This window comes from Streptomyces lavendulae subsp. lavendulae (assembly GCF_002803845.1).
GTDB classification, from domain to species: domain Bacteria; phylum Actinomycetota; class Actinomycetes; order Streptomycetales; family Streptomycetaceae; genus Streptomyces; species Streptomyces lavendulae.
Window position 1 is genome coordinate 5,182,309 of sequence record NZ_CP024985.1, and the last position, 21,700, is coordinate 5,204,008.

Here is a 21,700-nt window from a genome sequence, read left to right on the forward strand (position 1 = left end):
TCAGCGCGATAGTCATCGGGGGCACGGACGCCCCCGGCCCGCGCCCGGCGCACATCCGTGCCCGGGCCCTCGCTGGTCCCCACCGCCGGGACGTCCTGCCGATCATGGCCGAATCCCTCCCGGTCGGTTTTCCCGACGCCTCGGCGTCGACACAGAATCCGGACGCACCCACCGCCCCAGGGCGGCGCTGTGTCATTCCTTCCTTCACCTACGTCACGCAACGGCGCGCGACAGGAGCCAGAGGACATGCAGACCAAGCTGGACGAAGCAAAGGCCGAGCTGCTCGCGCGGGCGGCACGGGTAGCTGAGAACAGCCCGGCCGGGGGGCTACTTCCGACTGGGTCCGAGCAAGGGGAGCGTCCCGAACAGGGATCGACGCTCGCCTACCTCCAGCGCTACTACCTGCACACCGCCCCCGAGGACCTCGCCGACCGGGACCCGGTCGACGTGTTCGGAACGGCGCTCTCCCACTACCGGCTCGCCGAGAACCGGCCGCAGGGCACCGCGAACGTGCGCGTGCACACCCCCACGGTCGAGGAGAACGGCTGGACCTCCAGCCACTCCGTGGTCGAGGTCGTCACCGACGACATGCCCTTCCTCGTCGACTCCGTCACCAACGAGCTGTCCCGCCAGGGTCGCGGCATCCACCTGGTGATCCACCCGCAGGTGGTCGTGCGCCGTGACGTCACCGGCAAGCTGATCGAGATCCTCGGCCCCGACTGCGACGCCCACGGTCCCCGGACCGCCCGTCCGCACGACTCCCTCGTCGAGTCCTGGATCCACGTCGAGATCGACCGCGAGACCGACAAGGCCGACCTCAAGCAGATCACCGCCGACCTGCTGCGCGTCCTGTCCGACGTCCGCGAGTCCGTCGAGGACTGGGAGAAGATGCGCGACGCCGCGCTGCGCATCGCCGACGAGCTGCCGAACGAGCCCACCGCGCCCGACCTGCGCGAGTTCGAGCTCGAAGAGGCCCGCGAGCTGCTGCGCTGGCTCGCCGACGACCACTTCACCTTCCTCGGCTACCGCGAGTACAACCTCGTCGACGGCGACGCCCTCGCCGCCGTGCCCGGCACCGGCCTCGGCATCCTGCGCTCCGACCCGCTGCACAGCGGCAAGGAGGACGGCCACCCGGTGTCCCCGTCCTTCAACCGGCTGCCCGCCGACGCCCGCGCCAAGGCCCGCGAGCACCGCCTGCTGGTGCTGACCAAGGCCAACAGCCGCTCCACGGTGCACCGCCCCTCGTACCTCGACTACGTCGGCGTGAAGAAGTTCGACGCCGACGGCAACGTGGTCGGCGAGCGCCGCTTCCTCGGCCTGTTCTCCTCCGCCGCCTACACCGAGTCGGTGCGCCGCGTCCCGGTCATCCGCCGCAAGGTCGTCCAGGTCCTCGACGAAGCCGGCTTCGCCCCGTCCAGCCACGACGGCCGCGACCTCCTCCAGATCCTGGAGACCTACCCGCGCGACGAGCTGTTCCAGACCCCGGTCGACAAGCTCCGCGAGATCGTCACCTCCGTCCTGTACCTCCAGGAGCGCCGCCGGCTGCGGCTGTACCTGCGCCAGGACGAGTACGGCCGCTACTACTCCGCGCTGGTCTACCTGCCGCGCGACCGCTTCACCACCGGCGTCCGCCTTCGCCTGATGGACATCCTGCGCGAGGAGCTCGACGGCATCAGCGTCGACTTCACCGCCTGGAACACCGAGTCGATCCTCTCCCGCATCCACTTCGTGGTCCGCGTCCCGCAGGGCACCGAGCTGCCCGTGCTGACCGACTCCGACGTCGAGCGCATCGAGGGCCGGCTCGTCGAGGCCGCCCGCTCCTGGGCCGACGGCTTCGGCGAGGCGCTGACCGCCGAACTGGGCGAGGAGCGCGCCGCCGAGCTGCTGCGCAAGTACGGCACCTCCTTCCCCGAGGGCTACAAGGCCGACCACTCGCCGCGTGCGGCCGTCGCCGACCTGTGCCACCTGGAACGGCTCTCCGCGAGCGACCGCGAGTTCGCGCTGTCGCTGTACGAGCCGGTCGGCGCGGGCCCCGGCGAGCGCCGCTTCAAGATCTACCGCACCGGCGAGCAGGTCTCCCTCTCCGCCGTCCTGCCCGTCCTGCAGCGCCTGGGCGTCGAGGTCACCGACGAGCGTCCGTACGAGCTGCGCCGCACCGACCGGGTCAGCGCGTGGATCTACGACTTCGGTCTGCGGATGCCGCTCTCCGCCGGCAACGGCGACTCCTACCTCGGCGACGACGCCCGCGAGCGCTTCCAGGAGGCCTTCGCGGCCGTCTGGACCGGGGAGGCCGAGAACGACAACTTCAACACCCTCGTCCTCGGTGCCGGGCTGACCTGGCGGCAGGCCGTGGTGCTGCGCGCGTACGCCAAGTACCTGCGCCAGGCCGGCTCCACCTTCAGCCAGGACTACATGGAGGACACCCTCCGCAACAACGTCCACACCACCCGGCTGCTGGTCTCCCTCTTCGAGGCCCGGATGTCGCCCGGCCGCCAGGTCGCCGGCACCGAGCTCATCGACGCCATGCTGGAGGAGCTCGACGGGGCCCTGGACCAGGTCGCCTCGCTCGACGAGGACCGCATCCTGCGCGCCTTCCTCACCCTCATCAAGGCCACCCTGCGCACGAACTTCTTCCAGCTCGACGAGGCGGGCGAGCAGCACGCCTACGTGTCGATGAAGTTCGACCCGCAGGCCATCCCGGACCTGCCGGCCCCGCGCCCGGCGTTCGAGATCTGGGTGTACTCGCCGCGCGTCGAGGGCGTCCACCTGCGCTTCGGCAAGGTCGCCCGCGGCGGCCTGCGCTGGTCCGACCGGCGCGAGGACTTCCGTACGGAGGTCCTCGGCCTGGTCAAGGCGCAGATGGTCAAGAACACCGTCATCGTGCCGGTCGGCGCCAAGGGCGGCTTCGTCGCCAAGAACCTGCCCGACCCGTCGGTGGACCGCGACGCCTGGCTCGCCGAGGGCATCGCCTCGTACAAGATCTTCATCTCGGCGCTGCTCGACATCACCGACAACATGGTCGCGGGCGAGGTCGTGCCCCCGCAGGGCGTCGTCCGCCACGACGAGGACGACACCTACCTCGTCGTCGCCGCCGACAAGGGCACCGCCACCTTCTCCGACATCGCCAACGGGGTCGCCGAGGACTACGGCTTCTGGCTGGGCGACGCCTTCGCCTCGGGCGGCAGCGCCGGCTACGACCACAAGGGCATGGGCATCACCGCCCGCGGTGCCTGGGAGTCGGTCAAGCGGCACTTCCGCGAGCTGGGTCACGACACCCAGAGCGAGGACTTCACGGTCGTCGGCGTCGGCGACATGTCCGGCGACGTCTTCGGCAACGGCATGCTGCTCTCCGAGCACATCCGCCTGGTCGCCGCCTTCGACCACCGGCACATCTTCATCGACCCGAACCCGGACGCGGCCACCTCCTACGCCGAGCGCCGCCGCCTGTTCGACCTGCCGCGCTCCTCCTGGGCGGACTACGACACCGCGCTGCTGTCGGCGGGCGGCGGCGTCCACCCGCGCAGCGCCAAGGCCATCCCGCTGAACGCGCACGTCCGCGAGGCCCTCGGGATCGAGTCGGGCATCACCAAGATGACCCCGGCCGACCTGATGAAGGCCATCCTCCAGGCCCCCGTGGACCTGCTGTGGAACGGCGGCATCGGCACGTACGTCAAGGCGACCGCCGAAACCCACGCCGACGTCGGCGACAAGGCCAACGACGCCATCCGCGTCAACGGATCCGACGTCCGTGCCAAGGTCATCGGCGAGGGCGGCAACCTGGGCCTGACCCAGCTCGGCCGCATCGAGTTCGCCCGCACCGGCACCGGCGGCGAGGGCGGCAAGGTCAACACCGACGCCATCGACAACAGCGCGGGCGTGGACACCTCCGACCACGAGGTGAACATCAAGATCCTGCTCAACGCGGTCGTCACGGACGGGGACATGACCGTCAAGCAGCGCAACAAGCTGCTCGCCGAGATGACCGACGAGGTGGGCCGCCTCGTCCTGCGCAATAATTACGCGCAGAACACCGCGCTCGCCAACGGCGCCGCCCAGGCGCCCAGCCTGCTCCACGCCCAGCAGCGCTTCATGCGCCGTCTGGAACGCGCCGGGCAGCTCGACCGGGGGCTGGAGTTCCTGCCCACCGACCGGCAGATCCGCGAGCTGCTGAGCAACGGCAAGGGCCTGACCCAGCCGGAGCTGGCCGTCCTGTTCGCCTACACCAAGATCACGGTGGCGGACGAGCTCATCGCCACCGAGCTGCCCGACGACCCGTACCTGCGCCGCCTGCTGCACGCGTACTTCCCCGGCGCCCTGCTCTCCCGGTTCCCAGAGCAGATCGACGCCCACGCGCTGCGCCGGGAGATCATCACCACCCTGCTGGTCAACGACACCGTCAACACCGGCGGTTCGACCTTCCTGCACCGCCTGAAGGAAGAGACCGGCGCCTCCACGGAGGAGATCGTGCGGGCGCAGCTCTCGGCCCGCGAGATCTTCGGCATGGCCGAGGTGTGGGACGCGGTCGAGGCCCTCGACAACAAGGTCGCCGCCGACGTCCAGACCCGGGTGCGCCTGCACGCGCGGCGCCTGGTCGAGCGCGGTACGCGCTGGCTGCTCAACAACCGGCCGCAGCCGCTGCAGATCACCGAGACCATCGAGCTGTTCGCGGCCCGGGTCGAGCAGGTGTGGTCGGAGCTGCCGAAGCTGGTGCGCGGCGCCGACCTGGAGTGGTACGGGTCGATCCTGGACGAGCTGACCGGCGAGGGCGTGCCGGAGGAACTCGCGGCGAAGGTGGCCGGCTTCTCGTCCGCCTTCCCGACGCTGGACATCGTCGCGATCGCCGACCGGACCGGCGTGGACCCCCTCGCCGTCGCCGAGGTGTACTACGACCTCGCCGACCGCCTGGACATCACGCAGCTGATGGACCGGATCATCGAGCTCCCGCGGTCCGACCGCTGGCAGTCGATGGCCCGTGCCTCCATCCGCGAGGACCTGTTCGCGGCGCACGCCGCGCTGACCGCCGACGTGCTGGCGGCCGGCAACGGCACTTCCACCCCCGAGGAGCGCTTCAAGCTCTGGGAGGAGAAGAACGCGGCGATCATCGGCCGGGCCCGGACGACCCTGGACGAGATCCGCGGGTCGGACGACTTCGACCTGGCGAACCTGTCCGTGGCGATGCGCACGATGCGTTCGCTGCTGCGCGCGCACAGCTGAGTGACGCCCCCTTCGGGGGGTGGGTGAACGGGCGGCCCGGGACCATCGGTCCCGGGCCGCCCGCCGTGCGTCCCGCCGCAGGTCATAGGCTGTGCGGTCGAACACGGCGGCGGGGGGACGGGCAGTGCGGATCGTCGGCCGGGACCGGCGCCCGGACGCGGTCCTGCGGCTGCGGGAGGCCGGGGTGGTGGAGCTGGAGCGGCCCACCGGACGGCAGTCGAGGTACGCGGGCTACGAGGCCGACTCCGAGCGTCCCATCCGCGCGGCGTACCTCCCGCAGGACGGCGAGCGGCCGGACGCGTGGGAGCTGGCCGGGGCGCTGGACGACCAGGAGAGGCTCTTCAGGGTCCTCGCCTCGCGCGGGCCGGACGCCACGGACGAACAGGTGCGGGGGGTGCGGCGGGCCGCGCAGCTGGGTGCCGCGCTGTTCCGTACGACGCCGGCCGACCCGGACACGGAGGCCGTCTCGACCGTCGACGGCCACACCGTCACCCACCCGGCGTACCGGGGCGACCGGGCCGGGCTCACCCAGTGGCTGGCCGCGACGCACTTCGCCCTGATCGCCGGAGCGGACGAGGACCTGGCCCCGCTCGTGGCGGCGGGCCCGCCGTGGCTCGGGTCGGGCAGTCCCGCCTACGCCGGGTACTGCGAGGCGCTGCACGCGCACCTGAGCTTGCGGGGACGCGCGCCCGGCGGCGGAGCGGGCCGTGGCGGCGTACGCGAAGGAGAAGCCGACGGGCTTCCTGCCACCGCCGTCCGTGCTGCTGTCCCAGTTCGTCGAGGGGGACGAGGAGAGCTTCGGGCTGGCGCTGCTCGACGCCCTGGAGGCCCACCGCGACCACCACGCGGTCGCCGACCGGGCCGGGGACTCCGCCGCCGTGCTCGACCTCGGAGTCCTGGCCCTGGCCTGCCACGCCCGGCGCCGCGGCTGGCGGGTCCCGGTGGCCTCCCCCTACCTGCCGCCGCGTCTGCTGGCGGCGGCCGTGCCCCTCGCCGGGAGCTGAGGGGCGGGGGCCGGGGGGCGGTCGGGTCAGCCGCCCGAGGTGAAGGCCTCGTAGGCGTCGCAGACCTCGCCGGAGGGGCCGTCCATGCGCAGGACGCCCGATTCCAGCCAGATCGCGCGGTCGCAGGTCTCGCGGACCGTTCCGATGCCGTGGCTGACGAGGAAGACGGTGCCCGCGCTGGCCCGCAGTTCCTCGATGCGGGCCTGGCTGCGGCGCTGGAAGGCGGCGTCGCCGGTGGCCAGGGCCTCGTCGATCATCAGGACGTCGTGGTCCTTGGCGGCGGCGATGGAGAACCGCAGCCGGGCGCCCATGCCGGAGGAGTAGGTGCGCATGGGCAGGGAGATGAAGTCGCCCTTCTCGTTGATGCCGGAGAAGTCGACGATGTCCTGGTAGCGCTCGCGGATCTGGCGGCGGGTCATGCCCATCGCGAGTCCGCCGAGGACCACGTTGCGCTCGCCGGTGAGGTCGTTCATCAGGGCCGCGTTCACGCCCAGGAGCGAGGGCTGGCCGTGCGAGTAGACGGCCCCCGAGGCCACGGGCTGGAGTCCGGCGATGGCCTTGAGGAGGGTGGACTTGCCGGAGCCGTTGGAGCCGATGAGGCCAATCGCCTCGCCCTTGTAGGCGGTGAAGCTGACGCCCTTGACGGCGTGCACCTCACGGATGCCGGGGGCCGGCCTGCGGGAGAAGATCCGGCTGAGGGCGGCGGTGGCGCCGCCCTTGCGGGTGGCGCCGTGCACCTTGTAGACGACGTGGACCTCGTCGGCGATCACGGTCGGGACGCGGGTGTCCGCCGCCGTGCGGTCGGTGGACGTCGTGCTGCGGGTCAGGGTGTCAGCCACGGCCGTACTCCTCCTCTGCCTTCCAGAAGTAGACGAACCCGCCGACGCCGGCGAGCAGGGCCCAGCCGATGGCGATCGGCCAGACGTGGTGGGGGAGCGAGGCGGCCTTGAAGCTGTCGATCAGCGCGAAGCGCATGAGGTCGATGTAGACGGCCGCCGGGTTGGTCTTGAGCAGCAGGGTGACCCAGTGCGGCAGGTGGTCCGTCCGCAGGACGGAGTCGATGGACCACATCACGCCGGAGGAGTACATCCAGGTGCGCAGGACGAAGGGCATCAGCTGGCTGACGTCCGGGTTCTTGCTGCCGACGCGGGCCATGACCAGGGCGCAGCCCGCGCAGAAGACGGCCATCAGGAAGAGCGCCGGGAGGGCGAGCAGCCAGGCGGGACCGGGGGTCTGGCCGAAGGCCAGGAGCAGGACGACCAGGGCGCCCATGGTGACGAGCAGCTGCTGGAAGAGCTGTACGACGGAGGAGATGGGCAGGCTGGCGCGGGGGAAGTGCAGGGCGCGGACCAGGCCCAGGTTGCCGTGGACGGCGCGGGTGCCGGCGTTGACGGAGCTGCCGATGAAGTCCCAGACGAAGACGCCGGTGATCAGGAACGGCACGTAGTCCGGCACGTGGTGGCTGGCGTTCATGACGACGCCGAAGATGAAGTAGTAGACGGACGCGTTGAGCAGCGGGGTCATCAGGTGCCAGACCTGGCCGAGCCTGGCCGTGCTGTACGTGGCCTGCATGCGGGCGCCGGCGTACGCGGTCACGAAGTGGCGGCGGCCCCAGAGCTCGGCCAGGTAGCGGGGCAGGGAGGGGCGGGCGCCGCTGACGGTCAGGCCGTGGGCTGCCGCCAGCTCTGCGGGGCTCTGCGGTGCGGTAACGGTGGTCACGGTCACGGGGAGTCGCTTTCGACGGGGTCGGGGCGTCGCTGGCGGGTGCCTCCGGGCGGAGGCTGGGGACGGGACGGGTCCGTATCGTCGCTACGTGGAGCGTAGGGCTCCGCACGTCGGAACGCAACCGTATCGTCGTGACGTGCGCGCAGCTATGCTCTGTGCATGACCACCGAGCCCGCCCCCGCCCCCGCCCGCCGCGCCCCCGCCGGGGCCGCCGTCCTGCGCGAGGACGTGACCGAGGCGATCCGGGCGGCGGTCGTCGAGGAACTCGCGGCGGTCGGCTTCGCCCGGATGTCCATCGAGGGCATCGCCCGGCGCGCCGGGGTCGGCAAGACCGCCGTCTACCGGCGCTGGAAGTCCAAGCTCCACCTGGTGCTCGACCTCGTCGGCGTTTTCGCCGCCGACGGCCTGCCCGTGCCGGCCACCGGCTCCCTCTACGGGGACCTCCGGGCCCTCCTGGAGGTCATGTCCCACGTGCTGCGCCACCCCGTGGCCTCGGCCGTCATCCCCGACCTGCTCGTGGAGGCCGCCCGGAACCCGGAGATCGCGGACGCGGTGCGCGGAGCCCTCCTCGACGGCCAGCGCAGGCTCGCCGAGGGGATCGTCGCGGAGGCCGTCGAGCGGGGCGAACTGCCCGCGACGGCCTGCCCCGAGCGGGCGCTCGACCTGGCCATCGGGCCGCTGTACTGGCGGCAGGTCGTCGTACGGGACGCCGTGCCGGCCGGCTACCTCGACGAACTGGCGCGCGCCGTCGTGGCGGGGCTGCGGGCCGGCTAGCCGGGCGCGTCAGAACGCGTAGCGGTGCGCCGACGCCGGCTCCGGGGCCTGCGAGGGCGCCGGCGGGGCGGGACGGCGGTCCTCCAGCGGGGTGATCGCCGGGAGCGGCGCCGACTGGCCCAGGAAGACCCGGCGGACCACCCGTTCCGCCGCGTGCCCGTCGTCGAAGGAACAGAACCGCGACCGGAAGGCGGAGCGCAGCTGCGCCGAGCGCGAGCCCTGCCAGTGGCCGGTGGCGAAGATGTCCACGAGCTCGTCCTCGGTGCGAGCGACCGCCCCCGGCGGGCACGCCCGCAGGTCGAAGTAGGTGCCGCGGGCGGCCTCGTACGCCTCCCAGTCGTCCGCGTGGATCACGATCGGCCGGTCCAGCGCCGCGTAGTCGAACATCAGGGACGAGTAGTCCGTGACCAGCGCGTCCGAGGCCAGGCAGAGCTCCTCCACCGACGGGTGGGCCGAGACGTCGATCAGCCGGGGGTGCGGGTCCCACGGCCGGTCCGTGCCCGCGTACGTCAGGTGCGTGCGGGCCAGCAGCGTGAAGCGCGGGCCCAGGTCCCGCAGGACCCGCTCGAAGTCCAGGTGCTCGGGCCGGCTGCGCCGGTAGTCGCGGTGGGTCGGGGCGTAGAGGATCGCCGTGGAACCCGGCGGGACGCCCAGGCGTTCGCGCAGCTCCAGCACGTCGGACTGGGTGGCCCGGTGGAAGGCGTCGTTGCGCGGATAGCCGTATTCGAGGGTGGTGTACGAGGACGGCACCGCCCGCTCCCACACAAGGGTGGAGTGCCGGTTGGAGGAGAGCAGGTAGTCCCACTGGTCGGCGCCGCGCAGCAGACCGGCGAAATCCGGGGTCGGGGTGGCCGCCGGACGGTCCTGGAGGTCGAGGCCGACCCGCTTGAGCGGGGTGCCGTGCTGGGTCTGCACCAGGATCTGCCCCGGGCGCTTCTGCAGGGCGCGGTCGAAGTTGACGTTCGTGGTGAGGTACGTCGCGCGGGCCAGGGCCGTCCAGTACGCGGCCGAGCCCGGGCGCAGCGGGGTGGTCCCGGCCGGGAGCGTCGCGGCGTGCCGGGGGTCGCAGATCCACGCCGTGCGCATCCGCGGGGCCAGCTCCCGCAGCTTCGCCTCGATGGCCGCCGGGTTGCAGGCGTAGCCGCCGTGCCAGTACGCGGAGAACACCGCCAGTTCCGGGCGCAGCGGCAGCAGGCGCTGGACCCGGTAGTGCAGGCGCAGCAGGGACTCGCGCAGCCCCCGCCCCAGCGCGCTCCCTGCCCGGCCCGCCGCCAGGGACGCCGAGCGCACCACGGACAGCAGCCGGTAGACGCGCCGCAGGCCCAGCCGCATCAGGGAGTGCCGCAGCCGGTCCGTGCGGGACAGGGACAGCGGCAGGGAGCCGGAGCCCGCGCCGGGGGCCCGGTGGCGGCGCAGCAGGGCCGAGGCCCGCGCGAAGAACTCCGGGCGGGCGCCGGGCGGGATGCGGCCCCGGTGGGCGTACAGGACGCAGAAGTGCTCGGCCATCCGCCGGTGCACGGCCGGCCGCCAGCGCTCCAGCTCCGGGCGGGTGGCGAGGTAACCGAAGACCCGCTCGTACTGGTCGAAGACGTCCAGGTGGCGGCGGGTGGAGGTGGTCAGGATCGAGCCGGTGCGGCGCTGGCGGTAGTGCACGCAGACCCGGTCCAGGACGGCCACGGACTCGGCGGCCAGCAGCGCCGGATAGGTCCAGGGCGTGTCCTCGTAGAAGCCGGGCGGGAAGGAGAGGCCCTCGCGCTCCACGTACTCGCGGCGGTACGCCTTGTTCCACACCACCATCAGCATGCCGAGGAGCGCGGGGCGGTCGGCGAGGCGGAAGCTGGCCGGGCCCTCCTCGCGCAGCCGGTGCGCGAGCCGGTTGCGGACCAGTTCGCCGGTCCAGATGGAGCGCGCGTAGTCGTAGACGAGGACGTCGGGGGAGCCCGTGGCCTTGAGCCGGTCCGTGATGGCCTGGAGGGCGCCGGGGGCCAGGGTGTCGTCGCCGTCGAGGAAGAGCACGTAGTCGCCGCCCGCGCGGGCCAGACCCGCGTTGCGGGCCGGGCCCAGGCCGAGGTTCTGCGCCAGGTGCACGGCCGTGACCCGGGGGTCGCGGGCCGCGTACTCGTCGATGATCGGGCCGCAGGCGTCCGGCGAGGCGTCGTCGACCGCGATCAGCTCCAGATCCGGGTACGACTGGGACAGGACCGAGTCCAGGCACTCCTGGAGGTACGCCTGAACCTTGTACGCGGGCACGATGACGCTGAACCGGGGCACGGCACATCCAGGGGTCGGCGCGGGCATGTCCCCCGGGAACCGCGGGCGCGGCGTTCGGGTTACGCAGTGTGCGCCAATCGGGTTACCCGGCGTCAACGCCGCACGTCAACGCCGTGATCACGGAGCTACTTGACGGCTCCGGCCATCACCCCCGTCACGAACTGCCGCTGGAACGCGAAGAACACGACGAGCGGTACCACCATCGACAGAAAGGCCCCGGGCGCCAGCACGTCGATGTTGTTCCCGAACTGGCGCACCTGCTGCTGGAGCGCCACCGTGACCGGCGGGTGCGCCGAGTCGGCGAACACCAGCGCCACCAGCATGTCGTTCCACACCCACAGGAACTGGAAGATGCCGAGCGAGGCGATCGCCGGAGCCCCCAGCGGGAGCACCACCCGGGCGAACAGCCGCAGTTCGCCCGCCCCGTCCAGGCGCGCCGCCTCCAGCAGCTCGCGCGGGATCTCCGCGAAGAAGTTGCGCAGCAGGAACACCGCGAAGGGCAGTCCGAAGGCGGTGTGGAAGAGGACCACCCCCGCCGTCGTCTCGAACAGGCCGATGGCGCCGAAGAGTTTCGACACCGGGATCAGCGCCACCTGGACGGGGACCACCAGCAGCCCCACCACGACCAGGAAGAGCCAGTCGCGGCCCGGGAACTCCAGCCAGGCGAAGGCGTATCCGGCGAGCGAGCCCAGCACGAGCACGAGCAGGGTCGCCGGAACGGCGATCGCCACCGTGTTCAGCAGCGAGCCGGTGATCGTGTCGTTGCCCAGCAGCCGGGCGTAGTTCGTCACCGTCAGCTTCGAGGGCGCGGTCAGCGCCTGCCACCAGCCGCCCGTGTTCAGGTCGGTGGGGGACAGGAACGAGGAGATCAGCAGCCCGAGGGTGGGCAGCAGCCAGAAGAGCGCGGCCAGGACGAGGAAGACGCGGACGGCGCCGGACGCGGCACGGGCCGCGAGCCGGCCGACGGCGGCGGGCGTGCTCATCGGGACCCCTCCTTCCGCAGCCTGCGGATGTTCAGCAGCATCACCGGCACCACCAGAATCAGCAGCAGCACCGCGATGGCACTGCCCAGCCCCTGGTCGGCGTCCGTCCCGAACGAGGTCCGGTACAGCTGGAGCGCCAGCACGTTCGCGTCGTCCTGGACCGCGCCCGGCGCGATCACGAAGACCAGGTCGAAGATCTTCATCACGTTGATGACGAGGGTCACCAGGACCACCGCCAGCACCGGCGCCAGCAGCGGCACGGTGATCCGCCGGAACACCTGCCACTCACCCGCCCCGTCCACCCGCGCCGCCTCCAGCAGCTCCCGCGGTACGGCCGCCAGCCCGGCCCCGATCAGCACCATCGCGAACCCGGCCCACATCCACACGTACGCCCCGATCACCGCCGGGGTCACCAACGCCGGCCCCAGCCACTCCACCCCCGCGTACGCCTCCCGGAAGTTGGAGCCCGGCAGCCGCAGCAGCGCCCCGTCCGCCGCCGCCGGCAGGACGAAGGTGCCGTCCGCGCGGGCCGTCGCCGAAGCCACCACCCGCCCGCCGCGCACCGCCTCCACGCGCATCCCGGAGAAGCCCTGCTCGCTCGGGTCGACCGCGTTCGTGCGGCCGCCCCCGCCCCGGGTGAAGTCCTGCCAGACGGTGCCGGTGACCTTCCCCGGCTCCGCGGGCGCCGCCGCGGCCGTACGGGTCCCCGCGGGCAGGGCCTCCGGGGCCACGCCGACCAGCGGCAGCAGCACCGGAACCCCGGCCCGTACGGGCGTCCGGGTCACGAAGGCGCCCCCCTCGGCGGGCTCCAGCGGGGAGTCCCTGCCCGGCCGGGCCTTGGGGAAGGCCGAGGACTGCGCGAAGGTGTCGTGCACCCCCACCCACACCGCGTTGGCCACGCCCCGGTGGGGGTCGTGGTCGTAGACGAGCCGGAAGATGATGCCCGCCGCCAGCATCGAGATCGCCATCGGCATGAAGACGAGCAGCTTGAACGCCGTCCCCCAGCGCACCCGTTCCGTCAGCACAGCGAAGACCAGGCCGAGGGCGGTGGCCACCGCCGGCGCCAGCACCACCCACAGCGCCGTGTTGCGCAGCGCCGTGCGGATCGTCGGGTCGGTCAGGAGCTCCCGGTAGTTGCCCGTGCCGACGAACACGTCCCCGGAGCGGTCGAAGAGGCTGCGGTAGAGGGAGTACCCGATGGGCTGCACGACGAGCGCGCCGAGCAGCACCAGCGCGGGCAGCAGGAACGCCGCCGCGATCAGCCGCCGCCGCCCGGCGGCGGACCGTCCGGCGGTCGACCGTCCGGCGGTCGACCGTACGCCCGTCGACCGTACGCCCGTCGACGGGCCGTCCGCCGACCGTCTGCCCGGCGTCCGGGCGCCCGCCGTTCCGCTGTCCGCCGTTCCGCCGCCCGGTGCCCGGCCGCCCGCCGGGCGCGCCGCCCCGGCGTCGTCCGGGTCACCGGCCGGTTCCTTGCCGGTCGTGGCCGCCACCGGATCAGTTCCCGTAGGCCTTGGCCGCGTCCGCCTCCAGTTTCGCCTGGGTGCCCGCCACGTCCGACGGGTTCGCCAGGAAGTCCTGGAGCGCCTTCCACTCCCCGGCGCCCGGCGTCCCGCCGAACGCCGCCGGAGCCTGGTCCGACATGTCGAAGCGGAAGTCGTCACCGGCCGCGACCAGCGCCTTCGCGATGTCCCGCTGGATCGGATTCGGGTAGGCGCCCGGGTTCACCGCCTTGTTCGGGGAGACGAAACCACCCTCGCGGGCCTGGATCTCCGCCGCGTCCGCCGAGGCCAGGAACGTCAGCAGCGCCTGCGCGCCCTTCGACGGCTTCAGCGCCACCGCCACGTCACCGCCCGACACCACCGGCGCCTTCGCGCCCACCGCCGGGAACGGGAACACCTTGGCGCCCTCGCCCACCTTCTCCCCGGTCTGCGCGATGTTCACCGCCACGAAGTCGCCCTCGAAGACCATCGCCGCCGCGGGCCGGTCGCCCCCGGTGAAGGTCTGCGTCACCGACTTCGGGAACTCCGTCGCCAGCGCCCCGCTCGTACCGCCCGCCAGGAAGTCCTTGCGGCCGAACAGCTGCCCGAGCGTGGTCAGCGCATCCTTGACGCTGTCGTCCGTCCACTTCAGCTCGTGCCGCGCCAGCTTGTCGTACTTCTCCGGACCGGCCTGCGACAGGTAGACGTTCTCGAACCAGTCCGTCAGGGTCCAGCCGTCCGCGCCCGCCACCGAGACCGCCGGGGTGCCGGAGGCGGACAGCGTGTCCGCCGCCGCGATCAGCTCCTTCCAGGTCTTGGGGGGCGCGACGCCCGCCGCCTCGAAGGCCTTCGCGTTGTACCAGACCAGCGACTTGTTGGCCGCCTTGTAGTACACCCCGTACTGGGTGCCGTCGACCGCGCCCAGCTTCTTCCAGCCCGGCGAGTAGTTCGCGTCCAGCTGGGCCGCGGCCTCCGGGCCCACCGGCTGCGCCCACTTGTTGTGGACCGCCGACACCAGCGCCCCGACCTGCGGGAGCAGCGCCACGTCCGGCGGCTGACCACCCGCGATCTTGGTGCCGAGGAAGGTGACGATGGGGTCCTGGGCCGGTACGAAGGTGACCTTCGCGCCCGTCCGCTTCTCGAACTCCTTCAGCACCTTGGTGAAGTTCGCCTGTTCGGGCCCCGTCCAGACCGCGGCGACCTCCAGCTTCTCGCCGTCCAGCTTCGGTAACTGCACCCGCGGCGCCGCCGTGCCGGCCGGCCCCGGATCTTCCGGCCCCGGCTGCGGACCGCCCCCGCACGCCGAGAGCGCGAGCGCCCCCGCGGCCGCCAGGGCCGCCCACCCGATCGTCGTCCGGCTCGTTCCGTGCTCGCGCATGGCTGTGCCCCCGATGCCCGTGTGTGTCCCGGACCACAAGGTCTACGCCGACCCGCGCGACCCCGCAATACCGCGTGACGGGGCCGCCGCGGGCCCGTCACGGGGACACCGCGGCGCGGGAGGGCGACGTCAGGGGGCGGGCGGGAACAGCACCGGGGTCGCCGACACCAGGTGGGAGGCCCGGTCCAGGGCGCTCGCCAGCAGCGCCAGGTCCGTCGGGCCGTTGCCCAGCTCGCGCACCGGGCGGCGGGCCGGCGGATCACCCATCCGGTCCCACTCCACCGGCACCACCGTCGGCCGCAGCGTCGCCGTCCGCGGGATCCGGCCGGTGACCCGGCCCGCCTGGAACGGCACCTCGCGCCCGTCCGCGTACCGCAGCACACCGCGGCCCGGACCCGGCTGGTCCGGGGCGTCCAGCTCGACCCGCAGCGTCGAGCGCCGGGCCAGCTCGGTGTCGGCCGTACGGTCCGGGCGGGCGCTCGCGGCTATGAGGTGCACCCCGAGCCGGGTGCCCTCCCGGGCCACCGCCTCCAGCGCCCGCACCACCGAACCGGCGGCCGGCCGGCCCGTGCTGCCCAGCGCGGGCGCCACCAGCGCGTCGAAGTCGTCCACCAGCACCACCAGCCGCGGCAGCGGACTCGGCCCCGCCGCGGGCTCGGTGCGCGGGGCGGAGGCCCGCAGCCGCAGGGTGCCGCTGCGCTGCGGATCGAGGTCACCGCGCAGCTCGCCCGGCGTGGGCTGGCGGGGCGCGACCATCCGGCCCGTCGCCTCCCGGCCCGCGTGCCACTGCGCGAACGCCGTCCCGTCCAGCAGCTCGTGGCGGCGCTTCAGCTCGGCGCCGAGGGCCTGCGCGAACTCCCGCATCCGCAGCGGGTCCGAGGCCACCAGGTGGGCCGACACGTGCGGGAGTTCCGTGCAGGGCGCGAGGCCGTCGCCGCGCTCCCCGCCGGCGCCGTCCAGCAGGACCAGCCCCAGCCGGTCGGGGCGGGCCGCCGCCGACAGGGACGCCGCCAGCGAACGCAGCAGCTCCGTCCGGCCGCTCCCGGCGGGCCCCTCCACCAGCAGGTGCGGGCCGTCCTGGACCAGTTCGGCGCCGACCGGGCCGCGCCGGCCCGCGCCGAGGACGATCTCCGCCCGGCCGCCGACGCCCTGCCCCTGGTCGGTGGCGGCCGCCCAGCGGGCCATCAGGGAGGCCGGGGTGGCCCGGGCCAGGCCGAGCTCGTCGAGGAGGCGCGCGGCCGCCGGGAGGCTCGCGGCGGCCGGACGGTACCCGGCGCCCTCCGCGGGCGCCGCGTCCGCGCGCAGCGGTGCCAGGGCCCGGGCGAACCGCTCCGCCCAGGCGAGGGAGACTCCGTCCGCGACCGCCGTCTGCCCGGAGCCGGTCGGCCGGCCGTCCGCGACCGGGAAGCTGCGCACCGCCGTGGCCACGTCGCCGCTCAGCAGGGCGGCCCGGCCGCAGTCCCGGAACGCCGGGGAGCTCGCGCAGGCCGCCTCGTACGTCGCGGCCACGGGGGAGGCGGGCGTCGCCGCCGGGGCCTGCGCCAGGACCAGGACGTGGATGCCCGCCGCCGGCCCGTGCGAGGCCAGCCGGCCCGTCACCTCGCGCAGGTGGCCCGCGCCCGGATCGCCGTCCACGACCACCAGCGTGCGGGGCCCCTCGTAGGCGTACGCGGCCCGGCGCAGCGCCTCCGCGTCGGCGGCGGCCCAGTTGGCGCCGAGCGCGCTGTCGTCCAGGCGCCGGGTCAGCTCCCCGGTCCGCGCGGCCGCCTGGTCCCGGTCGTACGCGAGCAGCAGCCGGCAGTCCTGGCCGTGCGCGGGCCGTACGTGGGGCAGCCAGCCCAGCCAGCCCCAGTCGCGCCGCCGCTCCTGGACGGGGTACGCGCGGTCCGACGCCAGCAGCACGACCTCCAGCCGCGCGGGCGCGTGCAGCCCGGCCAGCTGGGCGATCACGGACCGGGCCACACCGGTCAGCCGGTCCCGCGGGCCCGCGATCCCGAGCGAGCCGCACTCGCGCAGCGAGACCCGGCTGCCCGCGCCGAGCCCCGCCTCCAGGAACCGGGGGTTCCCGGTCCCGCGCGACCACAGCCGCCGCGTCGGCCCGAGCGCGGCCAGCAGCAGCGCCGCCGGGTCGTCGGCGTCCGGTGCCGCGGCCCTGGCCGGCGCGTCCGGCTCCGCCTCCGCCGCCTCCTCGGGCTCCTCCCCGCGCACCCACCTGCGCGCCCAGGCGCCGAGCCCCCGGCGCTTGGCCGCGCCGGGCGTCCCGGGCCGCTCCTCGGAGCCGGGGGCTGCGGGGAGGGGGGCGCCGGAGTGCCGGCCGGGTTCCGTGCCGGTGCCGGTGCCGGTGCCGGTGCCGGGGGCGTCCGGTGACGCCGGGTGGGCGGTGGCGGGGTGCGCCGCGCCGGGGGTGCCGGGGCGGGGGGTGCCGGGGCGCAGGCCCAGGGCGGGGTCGGGGCCGGCCGCGGAGGGAGCCGCCGCGGTGGGCTCCGTAGCGCCGGAGGGGGCCGGAGCGGGGAGGGAGAGGTGGCCCTCCAGGTCCGGGACCACCGTCAGCGGCCGGGCGTCCCCGGAGCGGGCGTCCCCGGAGCCGGAGGCCAGCCGGAGCGTGGACTCGCCGACCCGCAGCAGCGCGCCCGGCGGCAGCGGTACCGTCCCCGCGCCCACCGGGGCGCCGTCGAGGGTGGTGCCGTTCGTCGAGCCGAGGTCGGCCACGGTCACCCGGCCGTCCGCCCGCACGGTCACCGCGCAGTGCAGCCGCGACACGTCCGGGTCGTCCAGCGGTACGTCCGCGTCCGCCGAGCGCCCGATCCGGACCGCCCCGGGGTGCAGCAGGTGGACCCCGCCCGCGTCGGGACCGGCCACCACGTGCAGCTGCGGGGCGGGGTGTCCGTCGTCGGCCGGCGCGTCTCCCTCGGGCGCGGGGGTGTGCAGCGTCAGCACCGCCCCGTCGACCAGCGGCGGCTCGCCGAGCACGGCCCGCTGGAGGTCGAGCCGGCGCGCTCCGGCGTACAGCACCACCGTGCCGCCGGTGTCGGGACCGCCCACGGTCGCCGCGAGCCCGGAGGCGACCGCGGCCAGCACGGTGCCGACGGGCGCGGTGACGAGGACGTCACAGCCGGCCGCCGCGGTGGCGGCCTGGTGGCCGCTGCGCGGCCCAAGGACGGTCAACCGGATCTGCATCGCCGTCAGCGGTCCCTTCTGCGCGGAGCGCAGTGCGCGGTGCGTGCGCCCGGCAGGGGAACGGCGGGGCATGCCTGCCCGATCACCCCCCCCGCCCGGCACGGACGCGTCGTCCGGTCAGGTCTGCCGGAAGGCAGGGCTCCCGTCCCGGCCGTTCCGTACGGGTGCATCCTCGCACCTGTCGCGTTCGACACGCCCGGCACCCGCCCACAATTGATCTTGATCGGTCACGGGGTGCCCGGCCCGCCGTACGAATACGGACAGGGAGCTGCGCAAAATCGCCTCCGGCATACCCCGCAAAACTCACCCTTCGCACATATGTGCGGCAACCAACCTCCGTCGGCCAGCGTCTTCCCCGGGGACACCCCCTAGAGTTGGGCCGGAAACCCACACAGCGGAATCAGCCGGAACACTCCGGGAAAGACCCGACCACACGACAGCAGGGGAGCGCGAGACGTGCGGCCAGTCGGCAGCAAGTACCTGCTCGAAGAGCCGCTCGGACGCGGCGCGACGGGCACCGTCTGGCGGGCCCGCCAGCGGGAGACCGCCGGCGCGGAAGCGGCCGTCGCCGGGCAGCCCGGTGAGACCGTGGCCATCAAGGTCCTCAAGGAGGAGCTGGCCCAGGACGCGGACATCGTCATGCGCTTCCTGCGCGAGCGTTCCGTCCTGCTGCGCCTGACCCACCCCAACATCGTCCGCACCCGCGACCTCGTCGTCGAGGGGGACCTGCTGGCCCTGGTCATGGACCTGATCGACGGCCCGGACCTGCACAGGTACATCCGCGAGAACGGCCCCTTCAGCCCGGTCGCCGCCTGCCTGCTGACCGCGCAGATCGCCGACGCGCTCGCCGCCAGCCACGCCGACGGCGTCGTCCACCGCGACCTGAAGCCCGCCAACGTGCTGCTCGACGAGCGCGGCGGCCAGATGAAGCCGATGCTCACCGACTTCGGCATCGCGCGCCTGGCCGACTCCCCGGGCCTGACCCGCACCCACGAGTTCGTCGGCACCCCCGCCTACGTGGCGCCCGAGTCCGCCGAGGGCCGCCCGCAGACCTCCGCCGTCGACATCTACGGCGCCGGCATCCTCCTCTACGAGCTCGTCACCGGCCGCCCGCCCTTCGCCGGCGGCACCGCGCTCGAAGTGCTCCACCGCCACCTCAGCGAGGAGCCCCAGCGGCCCCCGACGGTGCCCGAGCCGCTGTGGATCGTCATCGAGCGCTGCCTGCGCAAGGAGCCCGACGAGCGCCCCAGCGCCGAGAACCTGGCCCGCGGCCTGCGCGTGGTCGCCTCCGGCATCCGCGTGCACTCCTCGCCCGACGAGGTCGAGGCCGCGCTCGGCGTCGGCGCCCTGCTCGTGCCCGACCCCTCGCCCGCGCCCGTCCCCACCGTGCCCGGCGCCGCCGACCCGACGCAGGCGCTGCCTGCAGGGGCCGGCGCCGCGCAGCCGGGCGCGTACGACCCGAACGCCATGACCAGCGTGCTGCCGCCGATCGGCGGTGCCGACGCCACCACCGTGCTGCCCAGCACCGCAGCCCCGGGCGCGCCCGGCGGCGCCCCGGACCCGACCTCCGTGATGCCCCCCGTGCAGCGGCCCGACTCCCCGCACCCGTGGGAGTCGCAGATGCGGGCCGCCCGGGACCGCAACGAGCAGACGCAGATGCACTACCTCGACCCGAGCGAGGACCCGCTGCGCCGCCGCCCCCAGCGGCAGGCCCCGCCGCCTCCGCAGCACCAGCCCCGGCCGCAGCAGCAGCAGTACCCGCAGCAGCCGCCCCAGTACCGCCCGGCCCCTTCGCCGCAGCAGTACCAGCAGCCGCAGCAGTATCAGCAGCCGCAGTACCAGCAGCCCCAGCAGCAGTACCAGCCGCAGCAGTACCAACAGCCGCAGCAGCCCCAGTACCAGCCGCCGCAGCCGCCTCCGCAGCAGCAGCAGCGCCCCCAGGCGCAGGCCCGCCCGCAGGCCCCCCAACAGCAGCGGCCCCCGCGCGAGCCCCGTGAACCGCGTGAGCCCCGCCGTCGCAGCGCCAACCCGATCCGGATCCCCGGCCTCGGCTGCCTCAAGGGCTGCCTGGTCATGATCCTGCTGCTGTTCATCGGCGGCTGGCTGGTCTGGGAGCTCACCCCGCTCCAGGAATGGGTCGGCACCGGCAAGAACTGGTGGGACCAGGTGTGGAGCTGGGGCAACGACGCCGTCGACTTCGTCACCTCCATCGGGGACTCGGCCAGCGGCGGCGGTGGCACTCCCTGACACCCCCCTGGCAACCCTCCGGAGGGCTCCCGTAGCGCCGACTTCATGGATTTGTCGACATCCAGGACGTGATTTCGCCCGCAGAAGTGAAGGTCGCCGCGATCCGGAGCGCCCAACCCCCATTCGGCCGCGTAGCTTTGTCGCGTACTCCAGCCGCTGAGGGAGCAGTCGTGGCACGGAAGATCGGCAGCCGGTACACCGCGCACCAGATCCTGGGGCGGGGCAGCGCGGGCACGGTGTGGCTCGGCGAGGGGCCCGACGGGCCCGTCGCCGTCAAACTGCTGCGCGAGGACCTCGCCTCCGACCAGGAACTGGTCGGACGCTTCGTCCAGGAGCGCAGCGCGCTGCTCGGGCTGGAGCACCCCCACGTCGTGTCCGTCCGCGACCTCGTCGTCGACGGCAACGACCTCGCCCTCGTCATGGACCTCGTCCGCGGGACGGACCTGCGCACGCGGCTCGACCGCGAGCGGCGGCTCGCACCCGAGGCGGCCGTGGCCATCGTCGCCGACGTCGCCGACGCCCTCGCCGCCGCCCACGCGGCCGGGGTCGTCCACCGGGACGTCAAGCCGGAGAACGTCCTCCTCGACATGCAGGGCCCCCTCGGGCCGGGCGGCGCGCACCCCGCCCTGCTCACCGACTTCGGCGTGGCCAAGCTCATCGACTCCCCCCGGCGGGCCGCCGGGGGCCGGGCCACCGCGCCGACCACCCGGATCATCGGGACGCCGGACTACCTCGCGCCGGAGATAGTGGAAGGCCTGCCCCCGCGGGCGGCCGTCGACATATACGCCCTGGCCACCGTGCTGTACGAGCTGCTCGCCGGGTTCACGCCCTTCGGCGGGGGCCACCCGGGCGCGGTGCTGCGCCGGCACGTGACCGAGACCGTGGTGCCGCTGCCGGGGATCCCCGACGAGCTGTGGCAGCTCATGGTCCAGTGCCTGGCCAAGGCCCCCGCCTCCCGGCTGCGGGCCTCGGAGCTGTCCGTCCGGCTGCGGGAGCTGCTGCCGCTGCTGGCCGGGATGCCGCCGCTGGACGTGGACGAGCCGGACGACGCGGAGACGGAACCGGAGCCCGCGGAGGAACCGGCGGCCGACCCCGTACGGCGCCGGGGCGTGGTCCCGCTGGTGCCCGGGTCCGCGACGGACTCCAACCGCGACACCCACACCTCCATGCGCGTGCCCGCCCCCGACGAGCTGGCCGGCGGCGCCCTGGGCACCGCCCGCGTCCCGCGTCCGGCGGGCGGCCACCGTCCGGGCTCGGCCCGGCACCGGGCCGAGGCCGCCCGCAAGCGGCGCCTGGTGCTCTCGGCGTCGGCGCTGGCGCTGGCCGCCGCGGTCGGGGTGGGGAGCTGGCTCGCGGTGTCGGGCGGCGAGGACCCCGCCCCGCCGAAGCAGGACGGCAAGCACTCCGCCCCGGGCCCCCGCTAGCCCCGCCAGGCCCCCGGCAGGC

Annotated in this window: 11 protein-coding genes and 1 pseudogene; 5 read left to right on the top strand and 7 right to left on the bottom strand. The window is 74.1% G+C overall.

Translation table 11 applies throughout. The features are described 5' to 3' along the window. The first annotated feature begins 246 nt into the window (after positions 1 to 246). Both SLAV_RS22965 and SLAV_RS22970 read left to right on the top strand, forming a co-directional pair. The gene (locus SLAV_RS22965) at positions 247 to 5,214 is read left to right on the top strand and encodes an NAD-glutamate dehydrogenase (RefSeq protein ID WP_030240514.1); all 4,968 of its coding nucleotides are present in this window, start codon (positions 247 to 249) and stop codon (positions 5,212 to 5,214) included. A gap of 701 nt (positions 5,215 to 5,915) precedes the next feature. Further along, positions 5,916 to 6,218 (top strand): annotated as a pseudogene (locus tag SLAV_RS22970) (immunity 49 family protein); the annotation flags it as partial. A gap of 26 nt (positions 6,219 to 6,244) precedes the next feature. On the opposite strand, the gene SLAV_RS22975 reads toward SLAV_RS22970, so the two are convergent. Together SLAV_RS22975 and SLAV_RS22980 are read right to left on the bottom strand one after the other, a co-directional pair. After that, positions 6,245 to 7,057, bottom strand: a complete 813-nt coding sequence (locus tag SLAV_RS22975; RefSeq protein ID WP_234333933.1) for an ABC transporter ATP-binding protein — start codon at positions 7,055 to 7,057, stop codon at positions 6,245 to 6,247. After that, positions 7,050 to 7,943 (bottom strand): ABC transporter permease, encoded by an 894-nt coding sequence (locus SLAV_RS22980; protein ID WP_051841491.1) that lies wholly within the window; start codon positions 7,941 to 7,943, stop codon positions 7,050 to 7,052. Before SLAV_RS22980 ends, SLAV_RS22975 begins: the two co-directional genes overlap by 8 nt. Before the next feature lie 159 nt (positions 7,944 to 8,102). Here SLAV_RS22980 and SLAV_RS22985 point away from each other — a divergent pair, with 159 nt between their 5' ends. After that, positions 8,103 to 8,717, top strand: a complete 615-nt coding sequence (locus SLAV_RS22985; RefSeq protein WP_030240508.1) for a TetR/AcrR family transcriptional regulator — start codon at positions 8,103 to 8,105, stop codon at positions 8,715 to 8,717. A 9-nt stretch (positions 8,718 to 8,726) separates the two neighbouring features. Here SLAV_RS22985 and SLAV_RS22990 read toward each other — a convergent pair whose 3' ends face one another. The 5 genes from SLAV_RS22990 to SLAV_RS23010 all read right to left on the bottom strand — a co-directional run bounded on the left by SLAV_RS22990 (position 8,727) and on the right by SLAV_RS23010 (position 18,007). Next, on the bottom strand, positions 8,727 to 11,015 hold the full coding sequence (locus SLAV_RS22990) for a bifunctional glycosyltransferase/CDP-glycerol:glycerophosphate glycerophosphotransferase (protein ID WP_051841490.1): 2,289 nt from the start codon (positions 11,013 to 11,015) through the stop codon (positions 8,727 to 8,729). Positions 11,016 to 11,113: 98 nt separating this feature from the next. Continuing rightward, positions 11,114 to 11,971, bottom strand: coding sequence for a carbohydrate ABC transporter permease (locus tag SLAV_RS22995; protein WP_030240502.1), 858 nt, complete (start codon positions 11,969 to 11,971; stop codon positions 11,114 to 11,116). Next, complete coding sequence (locus SLAV_RS23000; RefSeq protein ID WP_037689035.1) at positions 11,968 to 13,233, bottom strand: carbohydrate ABC transporter permease; 1,266 nt, start codon at positions 13,231 to 13,233, stop codon at positions 11,968 to 11,970. The genes SLAV_RS22995 and SLAV_RS23000 overlap by 4 nt, the downstream gene beginning before the upstream one ends. 235 nt (positions 13,234 to 13,468) lie before the next feature. Continuing rightward, positions 13,469 to 14,830 (bottom strand): ABC transporter substrate-binding protein, encoded by a 1,362-nt coding sequence (locus SLAV_RS23005; RefSeq protein WP_051841489.1) that lies wholly within the window; start codon positions 14,828 to 14,830, stop codon positions 13,469 to 13,471. Positions 14,831 to 14,959: 129 nt separating this feature from the next. Next, complete coding sequence (locus SLAV_RS23010) at positions 14,960 to 18,007, bottom strand: FtsK/SpoIIIE domain-containing protein (RefSeq protein ID WP_030240495.1); 3,048 nt, start codon at positions 18,005 to 18,007, stop codon at positions 14,960 to 14,962. A gap of 456 nt (positions 18,008 to 18,463) precedes the next feature. Between SLAV_RS23010 and SLAV_RS23015 the strand changes: the two genes are divergently transcribed. Together SLAV_RS23015 and SLAV_RS23020 are read left to right on the top strand one after the other, a co-directional pair. Beyond that, positions 18,464 to 20,254 carry a serine/threonine-protein kinase gene (locus SLAV_RS23015; RefSeq protein ID WP_030240492.1) on the top strand — a complete coding sequence of 597 codons (1,791 nt, stop codon included), beginning with the start codon at positions 18,464 to 18,466 and terminating at the stop codon, positions 20,252 to 20,254. Between the two features lie 170 nt (positions 20,255 to 20,424). Further along, positions 20,425 to 21,678 (top strand): serine/threonine-protein kinase, encoded by a 1,254-nt coding sequence (locus SLAV_RS23020; protein ID WP_030240489.1) that lies wholly within the window; start codon positions 20,425 to 20,427, stop codon positions 21,676 to 21,678. Positions 21,679 to 21,700: the final 22 nt, after the last annotated feature.